Origin of the sequence: Commensalibacter sp. M0268, from assembly GCF_016101925.1 — a bacterium.
Lineage (GTDB): Bacteria > Pseudomonadota > Alphaproteobacteria > Acetobacterales > Acetobacteraceae > Commensalibacter > Commensalibacter melissae.
Genome location: NZ_JACFPQ010000001.1, coordinates 376545 through 402563, shown reverse-complemented (window position 1 = coordinate 402563; position 26019 = coordinate 376545). Strand labels below are relative to the sequence as shown.

The following is a 26019-nucleotide window of genomic DNA, read 5'->3' as shown; positions in this document are numbered from 1 at the left end:
CTACGTGCAAGAAAGATACCCATGACCGTTCGTACACGTTTTGCTCCAAGTCCAACGGGATTGCTTCATATTGGCAATGCTCGCGCTGCACTATTCAACTATCTTTATGCCAAACATCATCATGGCGAATTCTTATTACGGATTGAAGATACTGACAGAGAGCGCTCTACTCAAGAAGCTGTTGATGTTATTCTTGATGGACTGGCATGGATGGGGTTAACACCTGACGAACCGCCTGTTTTTCAATCGACAAGAATTAAAAGACACCAGGAAATCGTCCTTCATCTTCTCGAGACAGGAAAAGCCTATAAATGTTTCTGCACACCAGAGGATTTGGCTCAAATGCGTGCCAAGGCACTGGCTGAGGGAAAACCTCCCCGTTATAACGGATACTGGCGTGACCGTGATCCATCCGAGGCACCCTCCAATGCACCTTATACCGTTCGCATCAAGGCCCCCAAAGAAGGTGAAACCGTTATTCAAGACCTTGTTCAAGGAGAGGTCACCGTCGCCAATATCGAACTGGATGACATGATTATACTACGCGCTGATGGAACACCAACATATCAACACGCTGTTGTCTGCGATGACCATGACATGAATATCACCCACGTCATTCGTGGCGATGACCATTTAACCAATAGTTTTAGACAATTAATGATCTATCGCGCGATGGAATGGAATATTCCCAAATTTGCCCACCTTCCCCTTATTCATGGTCCCGATGGTGCGAAATTGTCCAAACGACATGGTGCAAGTTCGGTTGTTGAATTTCGTGATGAAGGATATTTGCCTGAGGCTTTATGTAACTACCTGCTTAGATTAGGCTGGGGTCATGGAGATGAGGAAATACTCAGTCGGAAAGATCAAATTAGGTTATTTGATCTGGATGGTGTTGGCCGTTCTCCATCTCGAATGGATTATGCCAAATTAACACATGTTAATGGATACTGGTTAAGACAGGCAGATGATGTAAGACTAACCAAAGATGTATTGTCTCGTTTGAAGGGACGAAAAGACCTTGATTTAAGCCAGAATAATGAACAGAAAATCAAATTATTGATGCCTGGATTGAAAGAACGCGCAAAAAATCTAAATGAATTAGCTGAAAATGCTTCTTTCCTTTGTATGTCAATTCCATTAAATTTTACGGACAAGGCACAAAAATTATTGAATGAAAATAATCGTGCCTTGTTGAGTAAACTTGTCGTGGAACTGAATGAACTACCTGAATTCACAAAAGAGTCTGTCAATAGCTGTCTACATGCATTTGCTGAAAAGGAAAACCTGAAATTGGGTAAAGTTGCCCAGCCTTTACGGGCGGCTGTAACAGGAAGCACCATGTCGCCAGGAATTGATGATACACTTCTCGCATTAGGCAAAAATGAGGTTTTGGCTAGATTAGGAGCTGTAATTAATGGTTAATTCCTTTGGACAGCATTTTCTTGGTATAGAAGGACTTCCCGAAGACCAAATTGAAATATTACTGGATCGGGCAGAAAACTATGCCTTACTAAACCGTTCTCGCAAGACCCCTCGCAATCTGTTGAGAGAACGTACGTTAATCACCCTGTTTTTTGAAAATAGTACCCGCACTCGTACATCTTTCGAACTGGCGGGGAAACGTCTGGGTGCTGATGTCATTAACATGTCCGTTTCCACTTCTTCGGTCAGCAAGGGGGAAACATTACTGGATACGGCCTATACCTTAAACGCTATGCGAGCTGATTTGCTTGTCATTCGACATGCACAATCTGGTGCCCCTGCGCTTCTTGCCCAAAAAGTCGATGCAAGTGTCATCAATGCCGGCGATGGAACTCATGAACATCCCACTCAGGCTTTGCTTGATGCATTAACAATTCGTCGCCACTTTGGAAAATTGACAGGTTTGACTGTTGCAATATGTGGAGATATAGCTCATAGCCGAGTTGCCCGTTCAAACATAATCCTTCTTAACACAATGGGTTGCAATGTAAGGGTTATTGGTCCAAGGACCTTATTGCCTTCAACAATCGCTAAAATGGGTGCCACCCCTTATTACTCAATGGATGAAGGGGTTAAAAATGTTGATGTTATCATGATGTTGCGTCTTCAAAGAGAAAGAATGAGTGCTGGATTAATTCCAAGTACCCGTGAATATTTTCGTTTCTTTGGACTGGATCGAAGACGGTTAAACCTTGCAAAGTCAAATGCATTGGTCATGCATCCCGGACCATTAAACCGGGGAATAGAGATTGACAGTCATGTTGCCGATGATCCACATCAAAGCGTCATACAGGAACAAGTCGAAATGGGTGTTGCCGTAAGAATGGCAGTTCTTGAAAAATTCTCTCACATAAAGGCGCAGCCATGAAACCAATTCTTTTCACCAATGTCCATTTAATTGACCCTCAATCAGGATTGAATCAACCGGGAAAACTTCTTGTCAAAAATGATAAAATTGCCGGTATAGACCTTCCGGAAACAGAAGGGCAACCATCAGATTGCGACGTCATTGATGGAAAAGGATCCATTCTTTGTCCTGGTCTTGTTGATATGCGTGTAACCGTGGGAGAACCTGGATTTGAATATAGGGAAACCATTGCCACCGCAGCAGAAGCGGCTTCTGCAGGTGGGATAACCACCATGGCAATTCTACCCAATAGTAACCCCGCCATCGACAATCCCGCGTTGGTAACCCTGCTAAAGGCCAAGGGTGAAATAACAAAATCGGTGTCCATTCTTCCTTATGGTGCATTAACAGTTGGTTGTGAGGGAAAGGAACTTGCAGAAATAGGCTTGCTTCAAGAGGCTGGCGCCATTGGCTTCACGGACGGAGACAAGGCGCTTGCAGATACCCGTTTGATGATGCAGACCATGGCCTATGCAAGTGGATTTGACGGATTGATCATTCAGCATCCCGAAGACCCCAGTCTGGCCAAAAATAGCAGTGCTACCCAGGGAGAGCTGGCAACAAGACTTGGTTTGCCTTCTGTTCCAACTGCGGCTGAAGCAATTATGATTGCCCGTGATTTACGATTGGCGGAACAAACAAATTGTCGATTACATTTTGGACATATTTCCACCGCGGAGGGACTTAATCTAATTCGACAGGCAAAATCAAAGGGATTGAATATCAGCTGTGATACCGCCCCAGTCTATTTTGACTTGAATGAAGAGGCCATTGGTGATTTTAGAACCTATGCCAAACTTTCCCCACCACTCCGTTCCGAAGCGGATCGTCTTGCAATCTGTCAGGGATTGGCAGATGGAACCATTGATGCAATCGCCTCGGATCATCTTCCAAGAGATGTGGATGACAAACGTTTACCCTTTGCAGAGGCGGCTCCGGGCGGAACAGGGCTAGTTACCCTTTTAAGTGTTACCCTTATTCAAGTCAAAAATGGCAATCTGCCCCTCGCAAAGGCTATTTCACTTTTAAGTAACAATCCTGCGAAAATCCTGCGTCAACCTATCGGAACGCTTGCCAGAGGAAATGTTGCAGATTTATGCTTGTTTGATCCGGATCAAACCTGGCAGGTTGAAGCGGGAAAATTACCAGGACGGGCTCAAAACACCCCATTTGACAATCGTGTCCTTCCAGGTGTCGTCCTTGGAACCTGGAAAATGGGACGCTGTATTTACAAAAGAGAGACCCTATGATTTGGCATATACCCCAATATGCATGGACATTAATGGCAGGCATTATCTTTTTGTCCTATCTGATTGGCAGCATTCCTTTTGGAATGTTGATTAGCTATATTGGTGGAATGGGAGATATTCGCCAAATCGGTTCAGGCAATATTGGCGCCACAAATGTTTTACGTACAGGCAAAAAAAAACTAGCGGTTTTAACTCTTTTACTCGATATGGGGAAAGGTTCTTTTGCAATATGGTGTTCCTATATTTTTGCCATCAACTATACAGTTCAGGCCGAATCCCTTGCCGCAATTTTTGTAGTAGTCGGCCATTGTTTTCCCGTTTGGATAAATTTCAAAGGTGGAAAAGGTGTTGCTACAGGGTTAGGTGTCAGCCTTGCCTTAACCCCTATTGCTGGTCTATTATCATGTATTGTATGGTTACTTGCCGCCAGACTGTCCCGAATTTCCTCTATAGGAGGGTTGTCCGCATTTGTTGCATGGCCTTTATTCATTATGATTTTCAATCATCTTGATCTTAAAACCCCTCTTTTATTTCCCGCCCTTCTTATAAGTTTACTCATATTTTTTCGTCATAGAACCAACATATACCGTCTCAGCAACGGTACAGAACCTCGTATTGGTGAAAAAAAACAAAAAAATTAAGTTAAATGTCCAAGAAACCATTATCTTCCACCCTATCTGTAAAACAATTACTTCCATATTTAAAAATTGCTAGAACGGAAGGGATCGGTGGAATCCGTTATCGACAATTACTTGACCATTATCAAACCCCTGAAGCTGTTTTGGAAATTTTACCAAAATTAAAACGTTCAAAAGATTCAACAAAAAAATTTCAAGTTCCTGATAATAAAATACTTCATAGAGAAATTGATCAAACACTTGAATTGGGGGGACAATTCGTTCTTCGTGGAACTCTGGAATATCCGCCCTTGCTTGATATGCTTGAAGATGCCCCTCCTATTCTGATTGCCATGGGCAATATCGAGTTATTAAAAAAGAGAAATGTTGCTATTGTCGGGGCGCGTAATGCTTCTATACATGGCATTAAAATGGCAGAAAATCTTGCGGCTGATCTATCCGTACATCAAATTGGCATAACCTCTGGTCTAGCCAGAGGTATTGACAAAGCAGCTCATAAAGGGGCCTTATACACAGGTTTCACCATTGCCGTAATTGGTTGTGGAATCGATATTTTTTATCCAACAGAACATAAAGACCTTCAAAAATCAATAGCAGAAAAAGGGGTTGTTTTAACTGAATTTTCTATTGGAACCCAACCTCAAGCCATGCATTTCCCACGCAGAAACCGTATTATTGCTGGATTAAGCTGGGGATGTATTGTCATTGAGGCTGCCCAGCATTCCGGCAGTCTTATCACAGCTAAACAAGCGCTTGATTATAACCGTCCCGTTTTTGCAGTACCAGGATCTCCCATTGACCCACGTTGTAAAGGAAGCAATAACTTGATTAGAATGGGGGCTATATTAACAGAAAATGCCATGGATATAATATCCGAACTCCCCCATCCCCTTATCCAAGAAAACACCCCTTCCAATACAGATCTTTTCACCTATTCTCCCGCAGCTGAAAACATATCCCTCCAGAACAAGAATCCTCCACAGGTCAATATACCTGATAAAAACAATTCAAGAACAATTGAAGATGATATTCTCTTTCTGCTTTCTGCCACCCCTACACCTATCGATCTAATCTTGAGAAATGTTCATTACCCTACCAATGAAATTCAAAGTACTCTTACCTTGCTTGAAATCCAGCAAAAAATTTTTCTTTGCCATAATGGCTATATTTTAAAATGAGGAAATCAAACGAATTCTTGAATTTTTCTTCTATTTTCGTTTTAATATGTAAATCACATCCATTTAAAAAAATTAATTAAAAACCAAAATAGCAGTTGCTTCTTACTAAAGAAAAGATAGTATTCTGTTTCTAATTGAAGAAATCATTTTTACTAATCCGTCTGGAGAGAAAATGACAGACGTCATCGTTGTTGAATCGCCTGCCAAGGCCAAAACCATAAATAAATATCTTGGAAACAAATACACTGTTCTCGCTTCTTTCGGGCATGTCCGAGATCTTCCTCCGAAGGATGGAAGTGTTAGGCCGACTGAAAATTTTGCCATGGATTGGGAAACGGATGAACGTGGAAACAAGCAGATCAAGGCGATTGCCCAGGCCTTAAAAAATGCCAAAACACTTTATCTTGCCACTGACCCCGATCGTGAGGGGGAAGCAATTTCCTGGCATGTCCAATCCATCCTGAATGAAAAGAAATTACTTAAAAATATTAATGTCGAGCGTATTACCTTTAATGAAATTACCAAACAGGCAGTTCAATACGCTATTCAACATCCCCGGAAACTGGACCAACCTTTGATTGAAGCATATCTTGCACGACGTGCACTTGATTATCTGGTAGGCTTTACATTATCACCAATTTTATGGCGAAAATTACCTGGATCCCGAAGTGCAGGACGAGTCCAATCTGTTGCCTTGCGTCTTGTATGCGAACGTGAAGCTGAAATCGAGATTTTTCAATCCAAAGAATATTGGACCATTCATGGCACTTTTATCTCTTCATCCAATAAGGATTTCACGGCAAAACTTACCCATTTAAAAAACAAAAAACTTGAACAATTTGATCTAAATACGAAAAATCTGGCAAAAGAGGCTTGTACATATTTAAATAATCAACAGTTTAGCGTTCGTACCATAGAGCGAAAAAAAACAAGAAGGAATCCATCCCCCCCCTTTACCACCTCGACATTACAGCAGGAAGCATCAAGAAAATTAAGAATGAGCGCACAAAACACGATGCGTACCGCACAACAACTTTATGAGGGAATTGAAGTCAAGGGGGAAACCGTTGGTTTGATTACCTATATGAGAACCGATGGAGTACAAATGGCAAATGAAGCAATTCAGGCCATTCGTAATCATATCAATACCGAATATGGCGAAAAATTTGTACCAAAATCACCACGCAAATACACAAGTAAGGCAAAAAACGCCCAAGAGGCACATGAAGCCATACGACCTACACATATCAATTTCACTCCTGAACAAATCAGTTCTTATTTAACAGCTGATCAGAAACAGCTTTACGATCTTATCTGGAAAAGAGCTCTTGCCAGTCAGATGGAATCCGCAGAACTTGATCAAATTTCCATAACAATAACAGATGAAAACCAGGCAAATTGCTTTAAAACAACGGGATCAACAATAACATTTGAGGGTTTCTTAAAAGTTTATACAGAAAGTTTTGATGATACAGATAAAGATGAGGTGGAAAATAAAAACAACAAAGGGTCACTCCTACCCCCCTTAAGAGAAAAAGAGACTCTTCAAACCAAAGAAATTTTGCCTAGTCAGCATTTTACCCAACCTCCTCCACGCTATAGTGAAGCCTCACTTGTTAAAAAAATGGAGGAACTGGGTATTGGTCGTCCATCCACTTATGCATCCATTCTCGGGGTTTTACGTGACAGAGGTTATGTTACTCTTGAAAATCGTTATTTTATTCCTCAGGATCGTGGACGTTTGGTTACTGCTTTTCTAACATCTTTCTTTAAACGTTACGTTGATGTCGATTTTACCGCCACGTTAGAGGGACAACTTGATGAAATTTCCGATAGTAAAATAGATTGGAAAAAAGTTTTACAGGATTTTTGGAACGATTTTTCCAATGCCATCGAGCAAACAAAAGAACTGAAAATCTCTGATGTTATTGATGCGCTTGATCATGATCTTGGCTCTCACTTCTTTTCCGAAACAACGGACGGGTCCGACCCCAGAAAATGTCCTGCCTGTGAAAATGGCAAACTTCATCTAAAACTGGGTCGCTATGGGGCGTTTATAGGATGTACCAACTATCCTGAATGTCAATATACTAGAAAGTTAAGTCTGGATAATGCTGATCAAGAAGATAATGAGATTTTAAAAGAAGGCAGCAAAATCCTTGGAAATAATCCAGAAAATAGTGAAGTAATCTCACTTCGTAAAGGACCTTACGGATTATATATACAATCTGGTGAGGCTGATCCTGAAAATAAAAAGATCAAACCCAAACGTGCCGCTATTCCAAATAATATTGATGGAAACACACTTACCCTGGATCAGGCCATTGCTCTGTTATCTTTTCCAAAATTACTTGGAGAATATCCTGAGACAGGTGAAAAAATCGAAATCGGATTGGGACGTTTTGGCCCTTATATCAAAATGGGAAATATTTTTGCCGCCTTGGATAAAAATGAAGATATTTTATCAGTAGGATTGAATCGAGCCTTGGAGGTTCTTGCAAAAAAAATGGCTTCTATCCGTAATCTGGGGCTTCATCCAAAAGATAAGGAACCTGTTTTATTAAGAAAAGGACGTTTCGGATTTTATATACAGCATAAAAAATCTGTTGCATCCCTACCAAAAGGTGATAACGGAGATAATACAACCCTAGAGGACGCATTGAAACTTCTCGAAGAAAAAGGAAAAGAGTTAAAGAAAACGCCAACAAAAAAGAAAAAAACAGTAAAAAAAACAAAAAAATAATATGATTTTTAACTAGATTATTGTGTTTTTTACGTGACAGATTTTGTTATTTTTATATTTAGGTTTTAATAATCTTAAAGTTGCTATAGCTTTTTTAATATTGGCTAACCTTATATTTAAAATATTTTATTGTCTTTGGAGAACAATCATTTTCCTCCTAATACGACATTTCTGTTTCTTTAGACTGACGCAAAATGCGATATGTTTTCTATATTTCATTTTGCAAAAATACAAACCTTTATTTTATTGTCTGTATATAATTCTTGCATTTAATACCTATACCCCTATATACGCACAATCTACTACATCCACAAAACCAAAAGATATCGCCCCGTTTAATCAACATAGCTACGAAAATGTCATCGCCACCGCATTGACTTTTCTACAACCCAGAATACTGGAAGAACATACGATAAAAGAATTGTCTTTATGGGGACTGAATGGCTTAAATGCCGTTGACCCCTCTTTATCAATTCATGAAATCGAAGATAAGCTTGTTCTTCAACAGTCTCAAAAAATTCTGGCTAACTATCCCTTGCCGGCAGATAACGATATACCCCAATGGGCAAAGACCATAACGGATATTTCTACCAAGGGATGGGAAAATTCCAATTTAATTCAATTGGCAAACAATCAAGGTCTTACCCAAGCTTTTTTTGATGAATTATTTGATCATATGGATCCCTATTCAAGATATGTCGCTCCCAATTTTGCATCCACGGATCGTAATCAACGAGGAGATGGTGAGGCAAATATCGGAATTACCATCTCCAAAGATAAAAACTATATCGTTATCAGCTCTATCAATACCAATGGTCCCGCTTGGTCAGCAGGACTTAACGTAGGTGAACGTATCTATAAAATAGATAGCAAACGTACCTATAAACAATCTGTTGATACAATTAATAACTGGCTAAAGGGCAGCAACAATTCATCTTTGACTCTTGTCTTGGGCTCACACGGTAGAAAAAAAACAAGAATCGTACATTTGAAAAGAGAAATTGTTCCACCAGCGACCGTATTTGCATTTACAAATGATAACATAATTATTTTGAAAATAACCTCCTTTTCAACTTTCACTGCGGAAGAAATCAATCAGTATCTTGATCAAGCTGTTCAAGATATGAAATTAAAGGGCCTGATTCTTGATCTCAGAGGAAATAGAGGAGGTGTTTTGCAACAGGCCATAACAAGCTCTGCATTATTGCTGGATCATGGTATTGCAGCAACGACACAAGGACGAGATCAAGAGTCCAATCACGTATGGGCAGTACAGGGAGGAGACATAACCAATAATGTTCCCATTGTTATTTTGGTTGATGGCAGAACTGCAAGTGCTGCCGAAATTTTAACCGCTGCGTTATCCGATCATAAGAGAGCCGTCGTAATCGGCAGCACAACTTTGGGTAAAGGTCTTGTACAAACCATTGCACAATTACCTGATGGAGGAGAGCTCTTCGTTACATGGAGCAGGGTTATCGCCCCCTTGGGATGGCCAATTCAGGGCTTGGGCATCATTCCGCAAATATGCACAAGTCGTGGAGTTAAATTCACTCAAAAACAAATGAATGAATTAATTAATGATCAATCTTCCTATGCACGTGATGTTATCTTTTCCAGACAATCACGTTTTCCGGTTGAAGCAAAGGACATTCTTCAAATTAGAAATGCCTGTCCCCCTGCCATCGGTTCAGATATTGATCTTGAGATTGCCGATGATTTGCTTCTTAACCCAAAGCTTTACCAAAAAGCACTTGATATGATCCCGAATGATTAAGTTGTATAGACAACCAAATTGGATTTTTCACGGTATTGATATTTTTTTTGATTATTACATTGCTAAATGATAACAATTAAAAATTGCTCTCTTGTATTTATTTAAGTTTGAAAATAGTATATTGCTTCTATTCAAGTAAATTTAAACCATGTGTTGTTTCAATGACATTTGATATATTTTTCGAACAAAAAATTTTTTTTACTTCTTTCTTCACTAAAAAAAGGGTATTTCAGTTCGAAGAATATTTTACTAAAACAATTTGCAGCTGATAGCTAGATTTAAGGAGTGAAAAATTAAGATGAGTTTGAAATTCCCTCTATTTGCTGCATCTATATTTAATATTTCTACCCTTTTATGTTTAACCACTTTTCTCATGCCCTCAACCACGATAAAAGCACAACCGGTTAAAGGTTTGTATGTAACGGGTGCTGGCGGGCTTAGTATCAATCAAGATCAAGTTGTGCGTCAAAATCCCATTATGCCTGATGGTCGCGATAAATATACACCAGGGGCCACTGCAGTAACGAGTCTAGGATATGGTCTTGGAAACGGTTTTCGAGTTGAAGTGGAGGGAAATTATCGCAACAATCCTTTGAAATATCAAAATCTCGGTTCCTATAAAGCCCGTGGTGAGGGACGCCAGCAAACTTATGGATTTATGGTTAACGCCCTTTTTGATATGGATGTGGGAAGCCCTTATATATTCCCATATTTCGGTGCGGGAATTGGTTATGGATGGTCTACAATGAATGGGGTAAAACTTCGCACCGCGGATCATCGTCTTACTGAACACATGGGAGGTACATTCGGGCAATTCGCTTACCAGGGAATTGGAGGGCTATCATTTCCAACCCCTTGGATTGTTGGATTGTCCTTCATTACAGAATATCGATTCTGGACAATGCTGGCACCCCAAAGTCATACCGCCGATGTATGGGGTACCCAAGGAGGAAGAAACATTACCCATCCTTATGGTCATACCAAAGGCAATCGGGATACAACCACCTATTTTAACCATTCCATTTTACTCGGGTTACGTTATGAATTTAACCCTGCCCCTCCTCCTGCAACACCTGTTGATGAAACCCCTGTAGTTCCTAAGGCCAGAAAATCAAGATTATATCTTGTGTTTTTTAACTGGAATAGTTACAGCCTGAGTAATCGAGCGCGACTTATTGTCCGAGAGGCTGCCCAAGCCTACAATAACGTGGAAAACACCCGTATTGAAGCGGATGGTTATACAGATACATCTGCTAGTCCCGATATTAAGGGAAAAAAATACAATATCGAACTTTCCTTAAAAAGAGCCAAGGAAATCAGATCCGAATTGATACGAAATGGCGTTCCGGCCGGCAATATTGATATACATGGATATGGATCACAAAATTTGCGAGTGCAAACAGGACCCAATGTACGGGAGGCACGTAACAGACGTGTGGAAATAATTTTACGCTAAATAGTTTCATCGTGGAGGGAATATCACATATTCCGGATTTCCCTTACGATACGGTTTTAAATAAGGATTTAAACCAATCCATTGAACAAAGATGTTGATAGATAACGTTCCGCAAATGAAGGAACAATCGTTACAATGACTTTACCTTTGTTTTCTTTACGGGCTGCCAACTGAATACTCGCAAACAGAGCTGCACCTGAAGAAATACCCACAGGAATACCATCCAATCGAGCAACGCGTCTTGACGTGGCAAGAGCGTCACTTTCTGAAACCATCAGAACCTGTTTAAGTAAATCGGTATCCAAAATACCTGGTTTAAATCCTGCCCCTATTCCCTGAATACCATGAGGACCAGGCTCCTCTCCGTTAAGAACAGCACTTTCTGCAGGTTCAACACCAAATATCTCCACCTTTGGATTATGTTTCTTCAATCCTCTGGCAATTCCTGTAATGGTTCCACCTGTTCCGATACCGGCAACAACAATATCGACTTTTCCTTGCGTATCCTGCCAGATTTCTTCCGCAGTGGTATACTCATGGACAAGTGGATTCACGGGATTTTCAAATTGTTTTGGCATCCAGGCATGAGGTGTATTTTCTACAATTTCTTTTGCTCGAGCAATTGCCCCAGCCATTCCCAGATGACTTGGGGTCAGCTCAACCTGTGCATCAAGAAAACGCATCATTTTTCGACGCTCAATCGATGCTTTTTCAGGCATTGTAACGATCAGCCGATAACCTTTCGCTGCCGCTATAAATGCCAAGCCAATTCCTGTATTGCCTGATGTTGGTTCAACTAGTACACTTTTATGAGGACTAATAATCCCTTCTTCTTCCGCCTGATATACCATTGCGGCGGCAATTCGATCCTTGACTGAAGATAAAGGGTTAAAAAATTCTAGCTTTAATAAAATATCAGCTTCGATATTATCCTGCTTTACTAGATTTCCTGGCCTTACAAGCGGTGTCCCACCAATTGTATCAATCAAAGAATTATAAATTTTACCTCTAGGTTGTGCCAACCCAAAACGATTATTTTTTGTCATAACAATTCCCATTACTCGTTGATTAAGGATAATAATCGCTATAAATAACCTATTTATGCAAAATATTTCCACATCACAGATTTTATTTATAAAAAATACTATTTTTCATCTTAAATAATTATTATATACTATTAATATTAGGATATAAATTTTAAATTAACTAAATATTTCTTTAAAACCTTAGGAAAAATATTTAATGCTCTTAAGACAAGATCGTGCCATTATCGCTATTCTTATTGTAACAGATATCGCCTTTTACTCAAGTCACAATAATACCGTAAGTGCTTCTGACATTTCTTCAAGGACAAAACTACCAAAAAGAAGTATTGAACCGATTTTACAACTTTTATCCAGAGCTTCAATCTTGGAAAGTACTCGTGGACCACGAGGTGGGTATCATCTGGCTAAACCAAAAAGACTACTTTCAATCGCTGATATCATTAAGGCCATTTCGGTTGATGAAAAAGAAAAATATGAAGAATTTACGTTTCCACTTTTTCAACAAGTTATCAAACCATTATGGCAATCTATTGATCAAAAAATCATGAAGGAAATAGCTTCAATAACGATGCAAGATCTCATCAGAAAAGCCGAGGAAAAAGGAATGAAGCGTCCTCGTCCCTCAGCTATTAATTTTACTATTTAACGTAATGGTAAATTCAAATCATTATTTAGCTTTTCTTACGATTTTTCGATGATGGGAGACAGCTCTATGACGTGTTGCCTTTTTTCGAGAGGTCGTATTTTTGTTCGCGGGTTCTATAGCGGGTTTAGGAATCTGAACACCTGTATTGTCTACTGTTACATCTACTGACAAAACCGTTTTATTGCCCCCATCCTGATGTAAAAGATTCACAATGAATCTATCTGTTCCTGCATATGCCAAAGATGGCGTGTATCTTATATAGGTTCTTTTATCATAATTATAAACAAATGTCTTGCCATGTTCAGGAACAGTTGCAATACCAAAAGAGATGAAGTTGTTTTTGGAGTCAGGTTGCACAATATTGAATTCACATTGACCATCATCGCTGCGAACTGTCATCGTCGTTTTCCAACTTCCATCCGCTTCTTTGACTATAGGTGTTATTTGACAAACAGATGATTTTTTTGAATATTTAAAAGGATTGGCAGCCTCCCTATCGGGTTGGGCCACTGGTTGCTGATTATGTTGACAAGCTGCCAAAGCAATTCCCAATGAAGCCAAAATAAAAGATGAACGCAAACGCACGAAACTAGCCTCCATTTATTAAATCCTACCTATAACTTGGCAGTTTACAATTACAAACTTGATGAGAATATTAGTTTAAACCCGGATTGGTAAAAAAGATGTAAGAATTTATACCTACCTTTTGTATCAATTACACATCCACTTACAAAGATCACTACCAGATAAAAACAAAATCACCAATAACTTTATGATATTTTAGATGAATTTTGACTTTTTTATTTTCGTTTATTATTGCAAAATGTGAATATAAACTATTGCATTATGTACAATTCCTGTTATATCCGATTTAATAATGTCATATACAACTGCAATAAACTTTTATAGAATAAATCCAATATTCTTTTAACTACCCAACCAATCTTTTTAGTTCATATCCGATTTGGAGCACTCAATGTCTCTATTAGTTAAACGTTTTCTCTTCTCTGGATTAATCGCTGCGGGAATGTTTTCGAATCCATCATGGGCTTCAACGGCCACTTGCAATAATTCCCCTTCTCACGAAGCTTTTAATATAGAAGGCTTGAAAAGCGAATTAATGGTGACAGCCCTTTCATGTCAGGCTCAAAATCAATATAACGCCTTTATCAATCAATTCCGCCCGATTGTTAGCAGTGAGGAAGTTAAATTGAAGGGGTATTTCCGGTCAAGTTACGGAAAACGCTCAGGAAAGGCATATCAAAAAGCATATGATGATTACATCACACAGCTAGCCAACGTACAATCCTCTCAGGGACTTAAAGCGGGAACAATTTTCTGCATTCAAAGAATGTCCATGTTTGATGAAATCAAACCATTGAAAACGGCAAGTGAATTGTCTCAATATGCAGAGGCAAAAGATATTCTCCAACCAGCATCTTATGAAATCTGTCAGGCACCAGCAACACATAAAAAAGGCAAAGTCGTTAGAAAAAGACGAATCATACGCAAAGCGGCTGTTCACAAGAAATAATTTCAAAATTTAAGAGTCATGAAGAAAACATTTTGTAAAAACGTGTTTTTATGCGAAATACACTTATTATGAACGATTTATTTTCTTCAAACAATTCTTCTAAAACCCATTTTGCAGACAAGAAAAATGTAAAAGGGATAAAATCTGTTACCAGCGATTATAACGCCAAAGACATAGAGGTTCTTGAAGGTTTGGAGCCTGTCAGAAAGCGGCCTGGTATGTATATTGGTGGTACGGATGAAAACGCCCTGCACCACATGGCAGCTGAAATATTGGATAATGCCATGGATGAGGTCGTTGGCGGTTTTGCAAACACCATTCACATAAAACTTGAACAGGATAACAAATTAACCATTCGCGATAATGGACGCGGAATTCCTATTGACCCTCATCCAAAATTTAAAAATAAATCAGCCTTGGAAGTGATTCTAACCACGCTTCATGCAGGAGGAAAATTTTCCAATAAAGTCTATAAAACTGCTGGGGGTCTTCATGGAGTAGGATCTTCTGTTGTCAATGCCTTATCTTCTTGGATGGAAATCGAAATTGCCCGTGATAAGATGCTGTGGAAACAAACCTATGAACGCGGATTACCGATTACTCCATTAATTGAATGTGGTTATGTACAAAATCGCAGAGGAACCCAAATCAGTTTTATTCCTGATACCGAGATATTTGGCAAACTGCAATTTTCACCGAAACAGTTGTATAAACTGTGCCGCTCCAAGGCGTTTCTTTATAAAGGTGTCACCCTAAACTGGTCGTGTGATCCTGAATTAGTGAATAACACTGATATTCCAAGGGAGACAATCCTGCATTTTGCTAATGGACTTGAAGACAGTTTGAAAGAAGAAACCGACTCGGACCAGTTGATCTGTCCTATATGGTCCGGTGACGTCAATTTACCCAATGATTCAAAAGGTGAAAATACAGGCAAAATTGAATGGTCTTTGGCATGGCTGGAAAAAGGTGAAAGCGGTTTGACATCGTTTTGTAATACCATACCGACGCCATTGGGTGGAACCCATGAACAGGGCTTCAAAAATGCCCTGTTAAAAGGAATTCGGACATGGGGGGAAAACCGGTCCAATAAAAGATCCTCAATCATCACTTCTGATGATATGCTGGGATCTCTTGCGGCAAAATTGTCCATCTTTATTCGAGATCCAGAATTCCAGGGACAAACAAAAGAGAAACTAAGCTCAAAAAATACAACCAAACTTGTTGAAACCGCACTACGGGATCGTTTTGATCACTGGTTGGCAGCCGATCCATATCAGGCAGATCAACTTTTCTCTTTCCTTCTTGATAAAGCTGAAGAACGTTTACAACGTAAAGAAAACCGGGAAACAGTAAGAAAAAGCGCAACAAAACGTTTAAGATTACCAGGTAAGCTGACCGATTGCACAAGTTCTAATACCAATCAAACAGAAATCTTTATCGTAGAGGGAGATTCTGCTGGAGGATCGGCCAAACAAGCCCGTAATCGCGAAACTCAGGCAATTTTACCTTTGAGAGGTAAAATTCTCAATGTTGCAAGTGCTTCCAATCAAAAATTAAATAATAATCAGGAATTAAAAGATTTAATAGAAGCCTTGGGTTGTGGCATAGGTTCCGCATTTGATATCGATAAACTACGCTATGGTCGCATCATTATCATGACAGATGCGGATGTTGATGGTGCGCATATTGCTTCTTTATTGATGACTTTTTTCTATCAAGAACTTCCAGAACTTATTCTTCAAGAAAAAATTTATCTGGCTCAACCACCCTTATACCGTCTTAGCCAAGGAGATAAAATTATTTATGCCATGGATGATAAGGATAAAGACCGTAATTTATCAAGGTTGAACCAAAAAAAAGGTAAAATTGAAGTTTCTCGTTTTAAAGGTTTGGGTGAAATGCCACCCAAGGATTTAAAGGAAACGACAATGGATCCCAAACACCGTATCCTATTGAAAGTCATCATTCCTCATGATGAAAAAGAAATCACGGAAACACGTGTTTCTGATTTAATGGGAAGAAAATCAGAAATGCGCTTCCAATTCATACAGGAGCATGCCGGTTCTGTTGATTTACTGGATATTTAATTCAATTATATTATAAATATTCGTTTTATCTGCCATGGAAAGGAATTATTAAATTCCTTTCTATTCGTTGTTAAAACATTTTATCGATGCCTAGAAAATTAAATCTTTTTATTTAGGCACCTTCAACACCATGTCCAGCCATCAACCGAGGTTTTACATGCTCGTCAAACTGCTTTTCATCAATCAATCCCGATTTTAAAGCCGCCTCTTTAAGACTTAATCCTTCAACATCTCCCATATGTGCAATTCTAGCCGCCCCATCATATCCAACGACAGGTGCCAGAGCTGTAACAAGCATTAATGAATTATCAATATATTTTTGAATACGCGCATTATTTAATGTTGTCCCTTCGACTGAAAATTCACGAAAGGCTTTAGCTGCATCCCTTAACAATCGGCTGGCATGTAGCGTATTCATGATAACCAGCGGACGCGTTACATTTAACTGCAAATTACCCTGTGAGCCAGCAAAGGCAACGGCAGCATCAAGACCCATGACCTGCATGCAAACCATGATCATTGCCTCACATTGAGTCGGATTGACCTTTCCAGGCATAATTGACGACCCCGGTTCATTTTCAGGCAAATGAAGTTCTCCAAGTCCACATCGTGGTCCTGAAGCGAGCCAACGAGTATCATTTGCTATTTTTAATAGAACAACCGCAACGCCACGTAACGCAGACATCGTGGCCACCATAGCGTCAAGTCCACCCAAGGAGGCAAACTTGTTGGGCGCTGTTACAAAAGGATAGCTGGTGATTTGAGCGATTTTTTTAGCAATTGCTTTGGAGAAACCTTTTGGCGCATTCAATCCTGTTCCAACAGCTGTTCCACCTGCAGCCAGTTCAAACAATTCTTTCTCTACTGATTTTAAACGATGTAAACTTTCCTTTAATTGAGCAGCCCAACCAGACCATTCTTGACCAACGGTTAAAGGAACTGCATCCTGTAAATGGGTACGACCGATCTTTACAACATCCATCCATTCCTTAGCTTTGTGCTCAATGGCATTATGTAATTTTTGTAATTCTGGAAAAAGATGCTTTTCCAATTCCATTACCATAGCGACATGCATAGCTGTCGGGAAACTATCATTGGAAGACTGTCCCATATTCACATGATCATTGGGATGAACAGGTTTTTTGGAACCGATCTCCCCCCCTAAAAGCTGAATGGCCCGATTGGCAAGCACCTCATTTACATTCATATTGGTTTGTGTACCTGAACCCGTTTGCCAGACACAAAGCGGAAAATGATCATCAAGCGCACCCTCGGCTGCCTCTTCAGCAGCCTGAATGATTGCTTTTGCCTTCGTTTCATCCAAACGGCCCGCTTCACAATTCACCTCTGCGGCTGCATGTTTAACAATACCGTAGGCATGATAGACCTCACGCGGCATGACATCCCCACCAATATTGAAATGATGCAAGGAACGTTCAGTCTGTGCTCCCCAATAACGATCCGCAGGGACCTCTATTTTTCCCATTGAATCACTTTCTTGACGCAATCCTTTTTTATCAATTCCAATTGCCACTTTTCCAGAAACAGATTTGATCATAATTTACCTTTTAAAAAAATTATTAAAATAATCACTATAAATCATAAAAAAAACCCACGCATAAGCCAAGAGAGGCAACGTGGGTATTAATCAAATATATTCGCTTAGACTATCAAATCTTAGCGAACAAAAATACTGTGCATATTATTAATATTATCGGCCACAATATGACCATGATTCATCAATTCTGCTATACGGTCTGAATTTGTAAAGGCAGTCACTACCGGATTAAAAACCGATAAGAAACTGTTTGGATAAATCCCCATCCACAGGATAATTACGGCTAATGGTACCAAGATTGTCATTTCTCTTGCGTTTAGATCCCGAATTGAATTGATAACCGGATTAACAATTTTTCCAAATATGACATTGCGATACATGACCAGCATATAAACAGCACCTAATATCATGCTTGATCCTCCCAGGAAAGCAACCCAGAATGATATATGTAAAACTCCAATCATGACCAGCAATTCACCCACAAACGAACCCGTACCAGGCAATCCAACATTTGCCATGATAAAGATCATTCCAAGCAAGGCCAGTTTGGGCATTTTACTAGCGATACCTCCAAACGCCTCGATATCTCTTGTACCAATACGATAGGTGACAGCGGCAACACATAAAAAAAGTGCAGCAATAGTTACCCCATGAGTAAGAACCTGTAATAGGGCGCCATCAATTCCCTCTGGTGTCAGAGAGAAAAATCCTATGGCAATAAGACCCATATGAGAAAATGATGAATAGGCTATAATCCGTTTAATATCTGTTTGTTTATAAGCGATTATTGCACCATAAATAATCGCACATATACTCAATCCCATAATCAGCATTGCATAACGGTGAGATGCCTCAGGCAACATTAAAACACAAAATCTTAATAATCCATAGGCGCCTGCCTTAGACATGACGCCAGAAACCAGCAAGGTGGTCGACGCCGGACCCTCAACATATGCGGCTGGTAACCAGGCATGCAGAGGAAAGAGAGGCAATTTGACTCCAAACGCGAGGATAAAACCCAGCAATAACCACCCCTGGACAGCAGGTGAGAAAGATGCGTGCATTAAAATGGGAATATCCGTGGTACCTGTATTCACCCATATCCACAAAATCCCAATCATCATAAATAAAGAACCAGCAAACGTGAATAGAAAGAATTGCAAAGAGGCAAAAATCCGTTTCGGACCTCCCCAGATTCCAATTAACATGCTGCTTGGCAGCAGGGTCGCTTCATAAAAACAGTAAAATACAACCATATCTAGGGCGGAAAACAGGCCAACCAATGTCGTTTCCAACACCAAAATAGCAACCATATAATCACGGATACGATCCGTGATCATCTGCCATGCGGCCATTATTCCAATCAGGGTCAATAAAGTTGATAGGATAATAAAAAATAAACTGATCCCATCCACGCCAACATGATAGGAAACACCAAATCCCGAAATCCATGAATTTTGAATTTCAAATTGATATCCATCGTGTCGAGGATGAAATTCACTCCACATAACAATTGACAGACCAAATGTTATGATACTTGTCCATAAAGCAATCCAACGGGAAGTACGTGCAACCTCTTCAAAGGATCCACGCATAAGAAAGATGACCAAAGCCCCAAGCAAAGGCAAATACGTTACTAATGTAAGCAGTACTGAATGCACGGTATTCTCTTTTTTAATCTATTTAAACGTAACAATTGTTCGATTATATACAACTTTCTGACCACATTGCCCAGAAAGTTTTTATTTTTGTCAATATTACTTAAAATTAATTTTTCCTTAATATCAATTTATTAAGAGCGATGAAATAATTTTTCCATATCTTTTTTGCTCCATTTCAGCCATGTCGGTCTTCCATGTGAACAGCTTCCTGCCCTTGGAGTGGCCTCCATCTGACGTAAAAGGGCATTCATCTCTTCCTCATTTAAAGAGCGGCCTGCCCTTACACTGTTATGACATGCCATTCTGGCAAGAATAGCATCAAGTTGGGTATGGACAGATTCAATATCATTAACCGATATCTGTTCTTTATCCTGCAATTCTTCAGCAAGATCAATCAAAAGCGACTGTGCGGAAATGCTTCCCAAAAGTTGTGGCAGAGCCCTGACCAGAATCGTTTTTTCCCCAAAAGATTCTATTTCTATCCCCAAATCTGCCAAACTGTCCTTAAAACCTATAAGACAACGATAGTGAACAGCAGAAAATTCAATTGCTTCCGGTATGAGTAAAGGCTGTGTTTGTATTCCAGCCTCTAAATACTGTTGACGTAAAGCCTCATGAGTTAAACGTTCATGAGCTGCATGCTGATCAACAATGACAAATTCTTCATGTTCTGTTACCGCAACAATATACGTTTTGAAAATTTGTGCCACGGCATATCCTAAAGGCAAGGTTGCAGTAGTTTTTTGATATTTTTTATCAAAGAATCTTGATAACGTATCGCCAACATCCTTGAAAGATAATCCTGCTCCCAATTCAAAACTGTCCCCAGCACATACATCTTCTTCTTGAATAAATTCTTTATTGTTCTTACCCATTCTTTGCTGATACGCGGGATACTGAATAGAAGCTTTTTTGGGATAATATTGTGTGGTGGGAAAAACATGCAAAGATTCAGGATTAACATTTGCAACTCCCGCACCAATAGCCAGACTCTTTTGAATGCTACCAATTATCAAGGCTCGAACTGCAGCTTCGTCAGCAAAACGCAATTCAGTTTTGGCAGGGTGTACATTCACATCTACCTGATCCAAGGGTAGCTGCAGAAAAAGTACGGCGACAGGATAACGTCCTTTTTCAAGAACTTGACGATAACCAACACGAATAGCCATTTGCATTATTGGATCAGCAACAGGCCGATCATTAACAACCATAATTTGACCATTTGTTGTTGCCCGATTTACAGATGGAGCACTGATGAAACCAGATAATTTCAAATCCCCCCGATCGAAATTCAACATAATCAGTTCTTCATCATGAATATCAGAAAACACTGCCAAAATACGATCTTTTTGCGATTGAATCGGTAGATTCAAAACGGTCTTACCATCTTTTATAAGAGTGAATGAAACATCGGGGTGAGAGATGGCCAAACGCTGTATAATCATTTCACACCGATTATATTCAACTCGAGCGGTTTTCAAGAATTTACGTCGTGCAGGAAGCGCATAAAATAAATCTTCTACAACAACTTGTGTTCCCATTTGACCAGCGGACGGACTGGGGTTTACAATCTTACCACCTTCAACCGAGATCTGCCACGCACTTTCCGCCGATTTGACACGCGAAATAATTTTCAATCGGGCGGCGGCCCCAATGGAAGGCAGAGCTTCTCCCCTAAATCCCAATGTTTTAATATTTACAAGATCATCTTCAAACAATTTTGAAGTACAATGTCTTGAAACTGCAAGAGGCAGGTCATCAGCCTCTATTCCACAACCATTGTCAATGACCTGAATATGATCAATACCACCGTTGTCAAGATTGATCTCAATTCTGCCTGCCCCTGCATCAAGCGCGTTTTCCACAAGTTCTTTAACAACGGCGGCAGGACGCTCAATAACTTCTCCTGCAGCAATTAAATTAACTGTATGTTCGGATAAAGGGCGAATAATCATTATTCTAATAATGACTTGGAGAATTGCAAATCTTTTTTATAACCCTCTTTTGTCAAAAAACCTATTTTTGTGTCGTCGTTGGTGTTGCCCCGTCATCAGGACGTAAACCCAAACTCAAGTTATTATGCAATCGTTTATTTTCAGCCACACTGTCAACAGCCAAATCTGAAGGCTTGCCATTTTTCCAGAACATGACCTGGTCAACAAAACCATTCTGCGTGACCAACTCATTATGACGTTCCTGATCAGCTGATTGATTAGCATCCTGAATCAACCGGGTTTGGCCCTGGCTTGGAACATCTTTCATGCCTTCCAAGGCAACATCGGGAGAAAGAATTTCCAATGCCTGCTGACGTATGGACTGTTCTTGAGGTCTGACTCCATTTTCATCAGGCTTCATCAAACTATCATTAGGTGGCATTGATAAAGGCGCGCGAGTCGTAACGGTATATTCATCAGGCATTGATCTTTTGATACCAAATGCACGGGAAACATCCTGACCGGAACAGGCAGAAAGCAAGACAACAATACCGATTAGGGATCCCATGGGCAATAAAAATTTCAAACCTGATTTACGCATTATCATCCGTCTTATTCCTTAACAAAATCCGTAAAAGCAATAATAGTTAATAATATGAATCTATTTCGTATCATATTAAACTATTCTTCCCAACCAAAAAAAGCATCCATTAACAAGATAATCACACCACAAACAATTGCGCTATCTGCAACATTGAAAACATACCATGACCACCCTGCAACATGAAAGTGAATAAAATCAACCACTGCGCCAAAGCGCAAACGGTCTAAGATATTTCCCAACGCTCCGCCAACAATGGCACCCAGACTCATGATAACCCAGATTTTACGGGCACGAATCATCCATATGAATAAACTTGCCGCAATCACAAAGGCGGAAACAGAAAAAATAACGGATCCCCATGAACCAAACTGGCCCAACATGCCAAAAGTAATTGCCCTGTTCCATACCATAGTGAAGTTGAAAAATGGAATCACGGGAACAGAACCTTTTTGGGGCAAATTTACTATATTGAGAATACAGTATTTGCTGATCTGGTCCAGCAAGAATATCAGAAACAGCATTCCCAATCCCCAATACCATTTTTTCAAATGATTAACTTGCACGACAACGGAACTTTTATTCATGAAAATCCCTAAACCAAATATTACGAAACAACATCGATACAACGCAAGCACAATTCTGGATAACTTGAATTGCCTCCCACTTCATCGAGAACTTTCCAGCAACGTGCACATTTATGTCCTGTTGCTACCCGAATAAGAGGTGCGGCATGACCCTCTCCACCCTGTTTGGTTTCCACTGAATACAAAGATGCCGAACCCGGTATAATATTGATATCAACCCGGGACACAATAACCAGTTCAGCCCAGTCATAATGGCCAAACAAGGCAGCTTCTTCCTCTGAAAAATTCAATTCTACAGCAGCTTGGAGCGAAGACTTGATAATCCCTTCCCGACGCATATTTTCAATTTCCGTTGTAATGATACGACGAATGGAGCGTAATTGAATCCAACGTTTTGCCAGATTATCATTCGACCATTTCACAGGTATGAGAGGAAATTCTTCCAAATGAACAGTTGCATTCTCACCAAAGCGAGCAGTCCATGCATCCTCTGCAGTAAAGCATAACACCGGTGCCAACCAAGTACATAAACATCTATGCAATACATCCAATACGGTTCGAACCGCCCTACGACGTATATCCTCTTTTTTATCACAATAAAGTGAATCCTTGCGGATATCGAAATAGAAAGCCGACAAATCACTTGTACAAAAATAGTGTAAAGCAGGATAAACCCCAACCCATTCATGAGTATGAATAGCTTTTTGAATAACCTGATTCATTTCATAAATACGATGCAGAACCCATTGCTCAAGTTCAGGAAGATCCTCATAATCAAGTTTTTCCTTATCTGAAAACCCTTCCAAACCTCCAAGAACCCAACGTAACGTATTTCTTAAACGTCGGTATAATTCACCTTGCTGTTTTAAAATCTCTTTTCCAATTCGAAGATCTTCATTCGTATCAGAGTTCATTACCCATAAACGCAAAATGTCTGCGCCAAGTTCATCATTGACATTCTGGGGTGCAATAACATTACCGAGGGATTTTGACATTTTACGTCCCTGTTCATCCATTACAAATCCATTAGTGACAATGGCCTTGTAAGGTGCAACTCCACGTGTTCCCACACATTCTAGCAACGATGACTGGAACCAACCACGATGCTGGTCGGAACCTTCCAAATACAAATCCGCAGGAAAATTAAGTTTGTCCCTACCCAAGACAAAAGCATGCGTTGAACCACTTTCAAACCAAACATCCACAATGTCAAACACCTGTTCGTATTCTTCACTATTGTAATTTTCACCAAGAAAACGCGAGGGAGAAGAATTATACCATGCATCTGCACCTTCTTTTTTGAAAGCTTCTATAATCCGTTGCATAACTTCAGCATCCCTTAAAACCTCACGGGTTGCCTTATTGACAAAAACGGCGATTGGCACACCCCAGGCACGTTGCCGGCTAATACACCAGTCGGGACGCGAGGCAATCATGCTGGTCAAACGGTTACGGATTTGTGCGGGAACAAATGTAACATCCTCTAGAACTGACAATGCATTCTCACGAATTTTTCTATTATCATCCATTGCTATGAACCATTGCGGGGTAGCACGATAAATAATCGGGGCCCGTGATCGCCAGGAATGAGGATAAGAATGCACGATGGAGGATTGGGCAACAAGACCAGTAAATGGTTTGTTTGCATTCCTTGCCTCATCTCTGGATAAGTTTAACTCTTCACAAACAGCTTCAGCCGCCTTGAAAACATGGATACCGGCAAATAGAGGGACATCCGAAGCGTAACGCCCATCATCTTCAACATATTCCGTTACACCAATTTGATGTTGCTGACATAAATAAAAATCATCTTCACCATGTGCGGGAGCACAATGAACCAATCCTGTTCCCGCTTCAGTCGTGACGAACTCGCCTGCTAATAAAGGAACATCAAAATCATAGCCTTTTCCCCGCAAGGGATGCGCTGCAACTGCACCTGCCAACGCGGTTCCTTCAAGCGATGCCTCTTCCTTGAATTCCGTAATACCTGCCTGTTCACAAAATGAGGCCAGCAAATCCTGTGCAATAAGAAAATTAGCTCCAATGGACACGTGGGAATCAGCGTCAACTGCTTTAACACTGATAATCTGATAGGTTATATCGTTATTGTAAGCTATGGCTCGGTTCGCAGGAATTGTCCATGGAGTCGTTGTCCAGATAGCAGCCGAAACATTTTCCAATAAATGCTGGGGGGTTGGATCTTTGACAAAAGGAAAAGCTACAAATATAGTTGTCGATGTATGATCGTGATATTCAATCTCGGCCTCAGCCAGAGCCGTTTTTTCAACCGGGCTCCACATAACAGGACGCAGGCCACGATATAAACTACCATTTAATAGAAAACGACCAATTTCTTCAACAATGGCTGCCTCTGAACTGAAATCCATTGTTGCATATCGGTGATCCCACTCTGCCTGAACCCCAAGTCTCTGAAATTCGGATGATTGAATTGACAACCAGTTTTGGGCATAGCTGCGACATTCTGCCCGAAATTGCAATACCGGGATATCATCCTTGTTTTTACCTGCCTTGCGATATTTCTCTTCTACCTTCCACTCAATGGGCAAACCATGACAATCCCAACCGGGAATATATCGAACAACCTCTCCATTCATACGGTGGGAACGATTAATCACATCCTTGATAATCTTGTTAAGTGCATGTCCGATATGCAAATGTCCATTGGCATAGGGAGGGCCATCGTGCAGGGTAAAGACCTTTTTCCCTTCCAAAATCCGTTGATCCGATTGCCGGACAATAGCCTCATCCAATCCTATTTTTTTCCAACGTTTCAAAATTTCAGGTTCCCGTTGAGGTAACCGCCCACGCATTGGGAATGAGGTTGAAGGTAAAAATACTGTATCTCTATACAGATCGGTAGATTTGGATTCAGCCATGATTTCGTTCTAACTGTAAAATTAAAGTAGA

19 protein-coding genes are annotated in these 26019 nt (G+C 40.1%); 11 read left to right on the top strand and 8 right to left on the bottom strand.

Translation table 11 applies throughout. The annotated features are described in order from the left end of the window. The first annotated feature begins 21 nt into the window (after positions 1 to 21). From gltX to H3R28_RS01765, 8 genes are all read left to right on the top strand, one after another. The gene (gltX, locus tag H3R28_RS01800; protein ID WP_198209125.1) at positions 22 to 1425 is read left to right on the top strand and encodes a glutamate--tRNA ligase; all 1404 of its coding nucleotides are present in this window, start codon (positions 22 to 24) and stop codon (positions 1423 to 1425) included. Next, the gene (locus H3R28_RS01795) at positions 1418 to 2353 is read left to right on the top strand and encodes an aspartate carbamoyltransferase catalytic subunit (RefSeq protein ID WP_155565670.1); all 936 of its coding nucleotides are present in this window, start codon (positions 1418 to 1420) and stop codon (positions 2351 to 2353) included. The genes gltX and H3R28_RS01795 overlap by 8 nt, the downstream gene beginning before the upstream one ends. Beyond that, complete coding sequence (locus H3R28_RS01790; protein WP_198209126.1) at positions 2350 to 3642, top strand: dihydroorotase family protein; 1293 nt, start codon at positions 2350 to 2352, stop codon at positions 3640 to 3642. Before H3R28_RS01795 ends, H3R28_RS01790 begins: the two co-directional genes overlap by 4 nt. After that, positions 3639 to 4283 (top strand): glycerol-3-phosphate 1-O-acyltransferase PlsY, encoded by a 645-nt coding sequence (gene plsY / locus H3R28_RS01785; protein WP_198209127.1) that lies wholly within the window; start codon positions 3639 to 3641, stop codon positions 4281 to 4283. Before H3R28_RS01790 ends, plsY begins: the two co-directional genes overlap by 4 nt. A 5-nt stretch (positions 4284 to 4288) precedes the next feature. Then, the gene (gene dprA, locus H3R28_RS01780) at positions 4289 to 5458 is read left to right on the top strand and encodes a DNA-processing protein DprA (RefSeq protein WP_198209133.1); all 1170 of its coding nucleotides are present in this window, start codon (positions 4289 to 4291) and stop codon (positions 5456 to 5458) included. 172 nt (positions 5459 to 5630) lie between these two features. After that, positions 5631 to 8201: a type I DNA topoisomerase gene (topA, locus tag H3R28_RS01775; RefSeq protein WP_198209135.1), complete on the top strand. Its 2571-nt coding sequence runs from the start codon at positions 5631 to 5633 to the stop codon at positions 8199 to 8201. Positions 8202 to 8421: 220 nt separating this feature from the next. Next, complete coding sequence (locus tag H3R28_RS01770; protein WP_232347479.1) at positions 8422 to 9978, top strand: S41 family peptidase; 1557 nt, start codon at positions 8422 to 8424, stop codon at positions 9976 to 9978. A 298-nt stretch (positions 9979 to 10276) separates the two neighbouring features. After that, positions 10277 to 11434, top strand: coding sequence for an OmpA family protein (locus H3R28_RS01765; protein WP_198209137.1), 1158 nt, complete (start codon positions 10277 to 10279; stop codon positions 11432 to 11434). Between the two features lie 68 nt (positions 11435 to 11502). Here the strand turns inward: H3R28_RS01765 and cysK are convergent, their stop codons facing one another. Further along, the gene (cysK, locus tag H3R28_RS01760; RefSeq protein ID WP_198209139.1) at positions 11503 to 12480 is read right to left on the bottom strand and encodes a cysteine synthase A; all 978 of its coding nucleotides are present in this window, start codon (positions 12478 to 12480) and stop codon (positions 11503 to 11505) included. Between the two features lie 196 nt (positions 12481 to 12676). On the opposite strand from cysK, the gene H3R28_RS01755 reads away from it, so the two are divergent. Further along, positions 12677 to 13126, top strand: a complete 450-nt coding sequence (locus H3R28_RS01755; RefSeq protein WP_155567095.1) for an Rrf2 family transcriptional regulator — start codon at positions 12677 to 12679, stop codon at positions 13124 to 13126. A gap of 21 nt (positions 13127 to 13147) precedes the next feature. On the opposite strand, the gene H3R28_RS01750 is transcribed toward H3R28_RS01755, so the two are convergent. Then, entirely contained in the window at positions 13148 to 13726 is a 579-nt protein-coding gene (locus H3R28_RS01750) for a hypothetical protein (protein ID WP_232352089.1), read from the bottom strand. Positions 13727 to 14102: 376 nt separating this feature from the next. Here H3R28_RS01750 and H3R28_RS01745 point away from each other — a divergent pair, with 376 nt between their 5' ends. Beyond that, positions 14103 to 14660, top strand: a complete 558-nt coding sequence (locus H3R28_RS01745; protein WP_155568290.1) for a hypothetical protein — start codon at positions 14103 to 14105, stop codon at positions 14658 to 14660. 68 nt (positions 14661 to 14728) lie between these two features. Beyond that, a complete protein-coding gene (parE, locus tag H3R28_RS01740) occupies positions 14729 to 16750 on the top strand; it encodes a DNA topoisomerase IV subunit B (protein ID WP_198209519.1) in 2022 nt (673 codons plus the stop codon). Between the two features lie 112 nt (positions 16751 to 16862). Here parE and fumC read toward each other — a convergent pair whose 3' ends face one another. The 6 genes from fumC to ileS all read right to left on the bottom strand — a co-directional run bounded on the left by fumC (position 16863) and on the right by ileS (position 25988). Then, the gene (gene fumC, locus H3R28_RS01735; protein ID WP_198209142.1) at positions 16863 to 18308 is read right to left on the bottom strand and encodes a class II fumarate hydratase; all 1446 of its coding nucleotides are present in this window, start codon (positions 18306 to 18308) and stop codon (positions 16863 to 16865) included. Positions 18309 to 18427: 119 nt separating this feature from the next. Continuing rightward, complete coding sequence (locus H3R28_RS01730) at positions 18428 to 19969, bottom strand: NADH-quinone oxidoreductase subunit M (protein ID WP_198209144.1); 1542 nt, start codon at positions 19967 to 19969, stop codon at positions 18428 to 18430. Positions 19970 to 20100: 131 nt separating this feature from the next. Then, the gene (mutL, locus tag H3R28_RS01725) at positions 20101 to 21924 is read right to left on the bottom strand and encodes a DNA mismatch repair endonuclease MutL (RefSeq protein WP_198209145.1); all 1824 of its coding nucleotides are present in this window, start codon (positions 21922 to 21924) and stop codon (positions 20101 to 20103) included. 61 nt (positions 21925 to 21985) lie between these two features. Continuing rightward, positions 21986 to 22510 (bottom strand): DUF3035 domain-containing protein, encoded by a 525-nt coding sequence (locus H3R28_RS01720; RefSeq protein WP_198195825.1) that lies wholly within the window; start codon positions 22508 to 22510, stop codon positions 21986 to 21988. A 74-nt stretch (positions 22511 to 22584) separates the two neighbouring features. After that, complete coding sequence (gene lspA / locus H3R28_RS01715; RefSeq protein WP_155567101.1) at positions 22585 to 23091, bottom strand: signal peptidase II; 507 nt, start codon at positions 23089 to 23091, stop codon at positions 22585 to 22587. A 20-nt stretch (positions 23092 to 23111) separates the two neighbouring features. Continuing rightward, entirely contained in the window at positions 23112 to 25988 is a 2877-nt protein-coding gene (ileS, locus tag H3R28_RS01710; protein WP_198209147.1) for an isoleucine--tRNA ligase, read from the bottom strand. Positions 25989 to 26019: the final 31 nt, after the last annotated feature.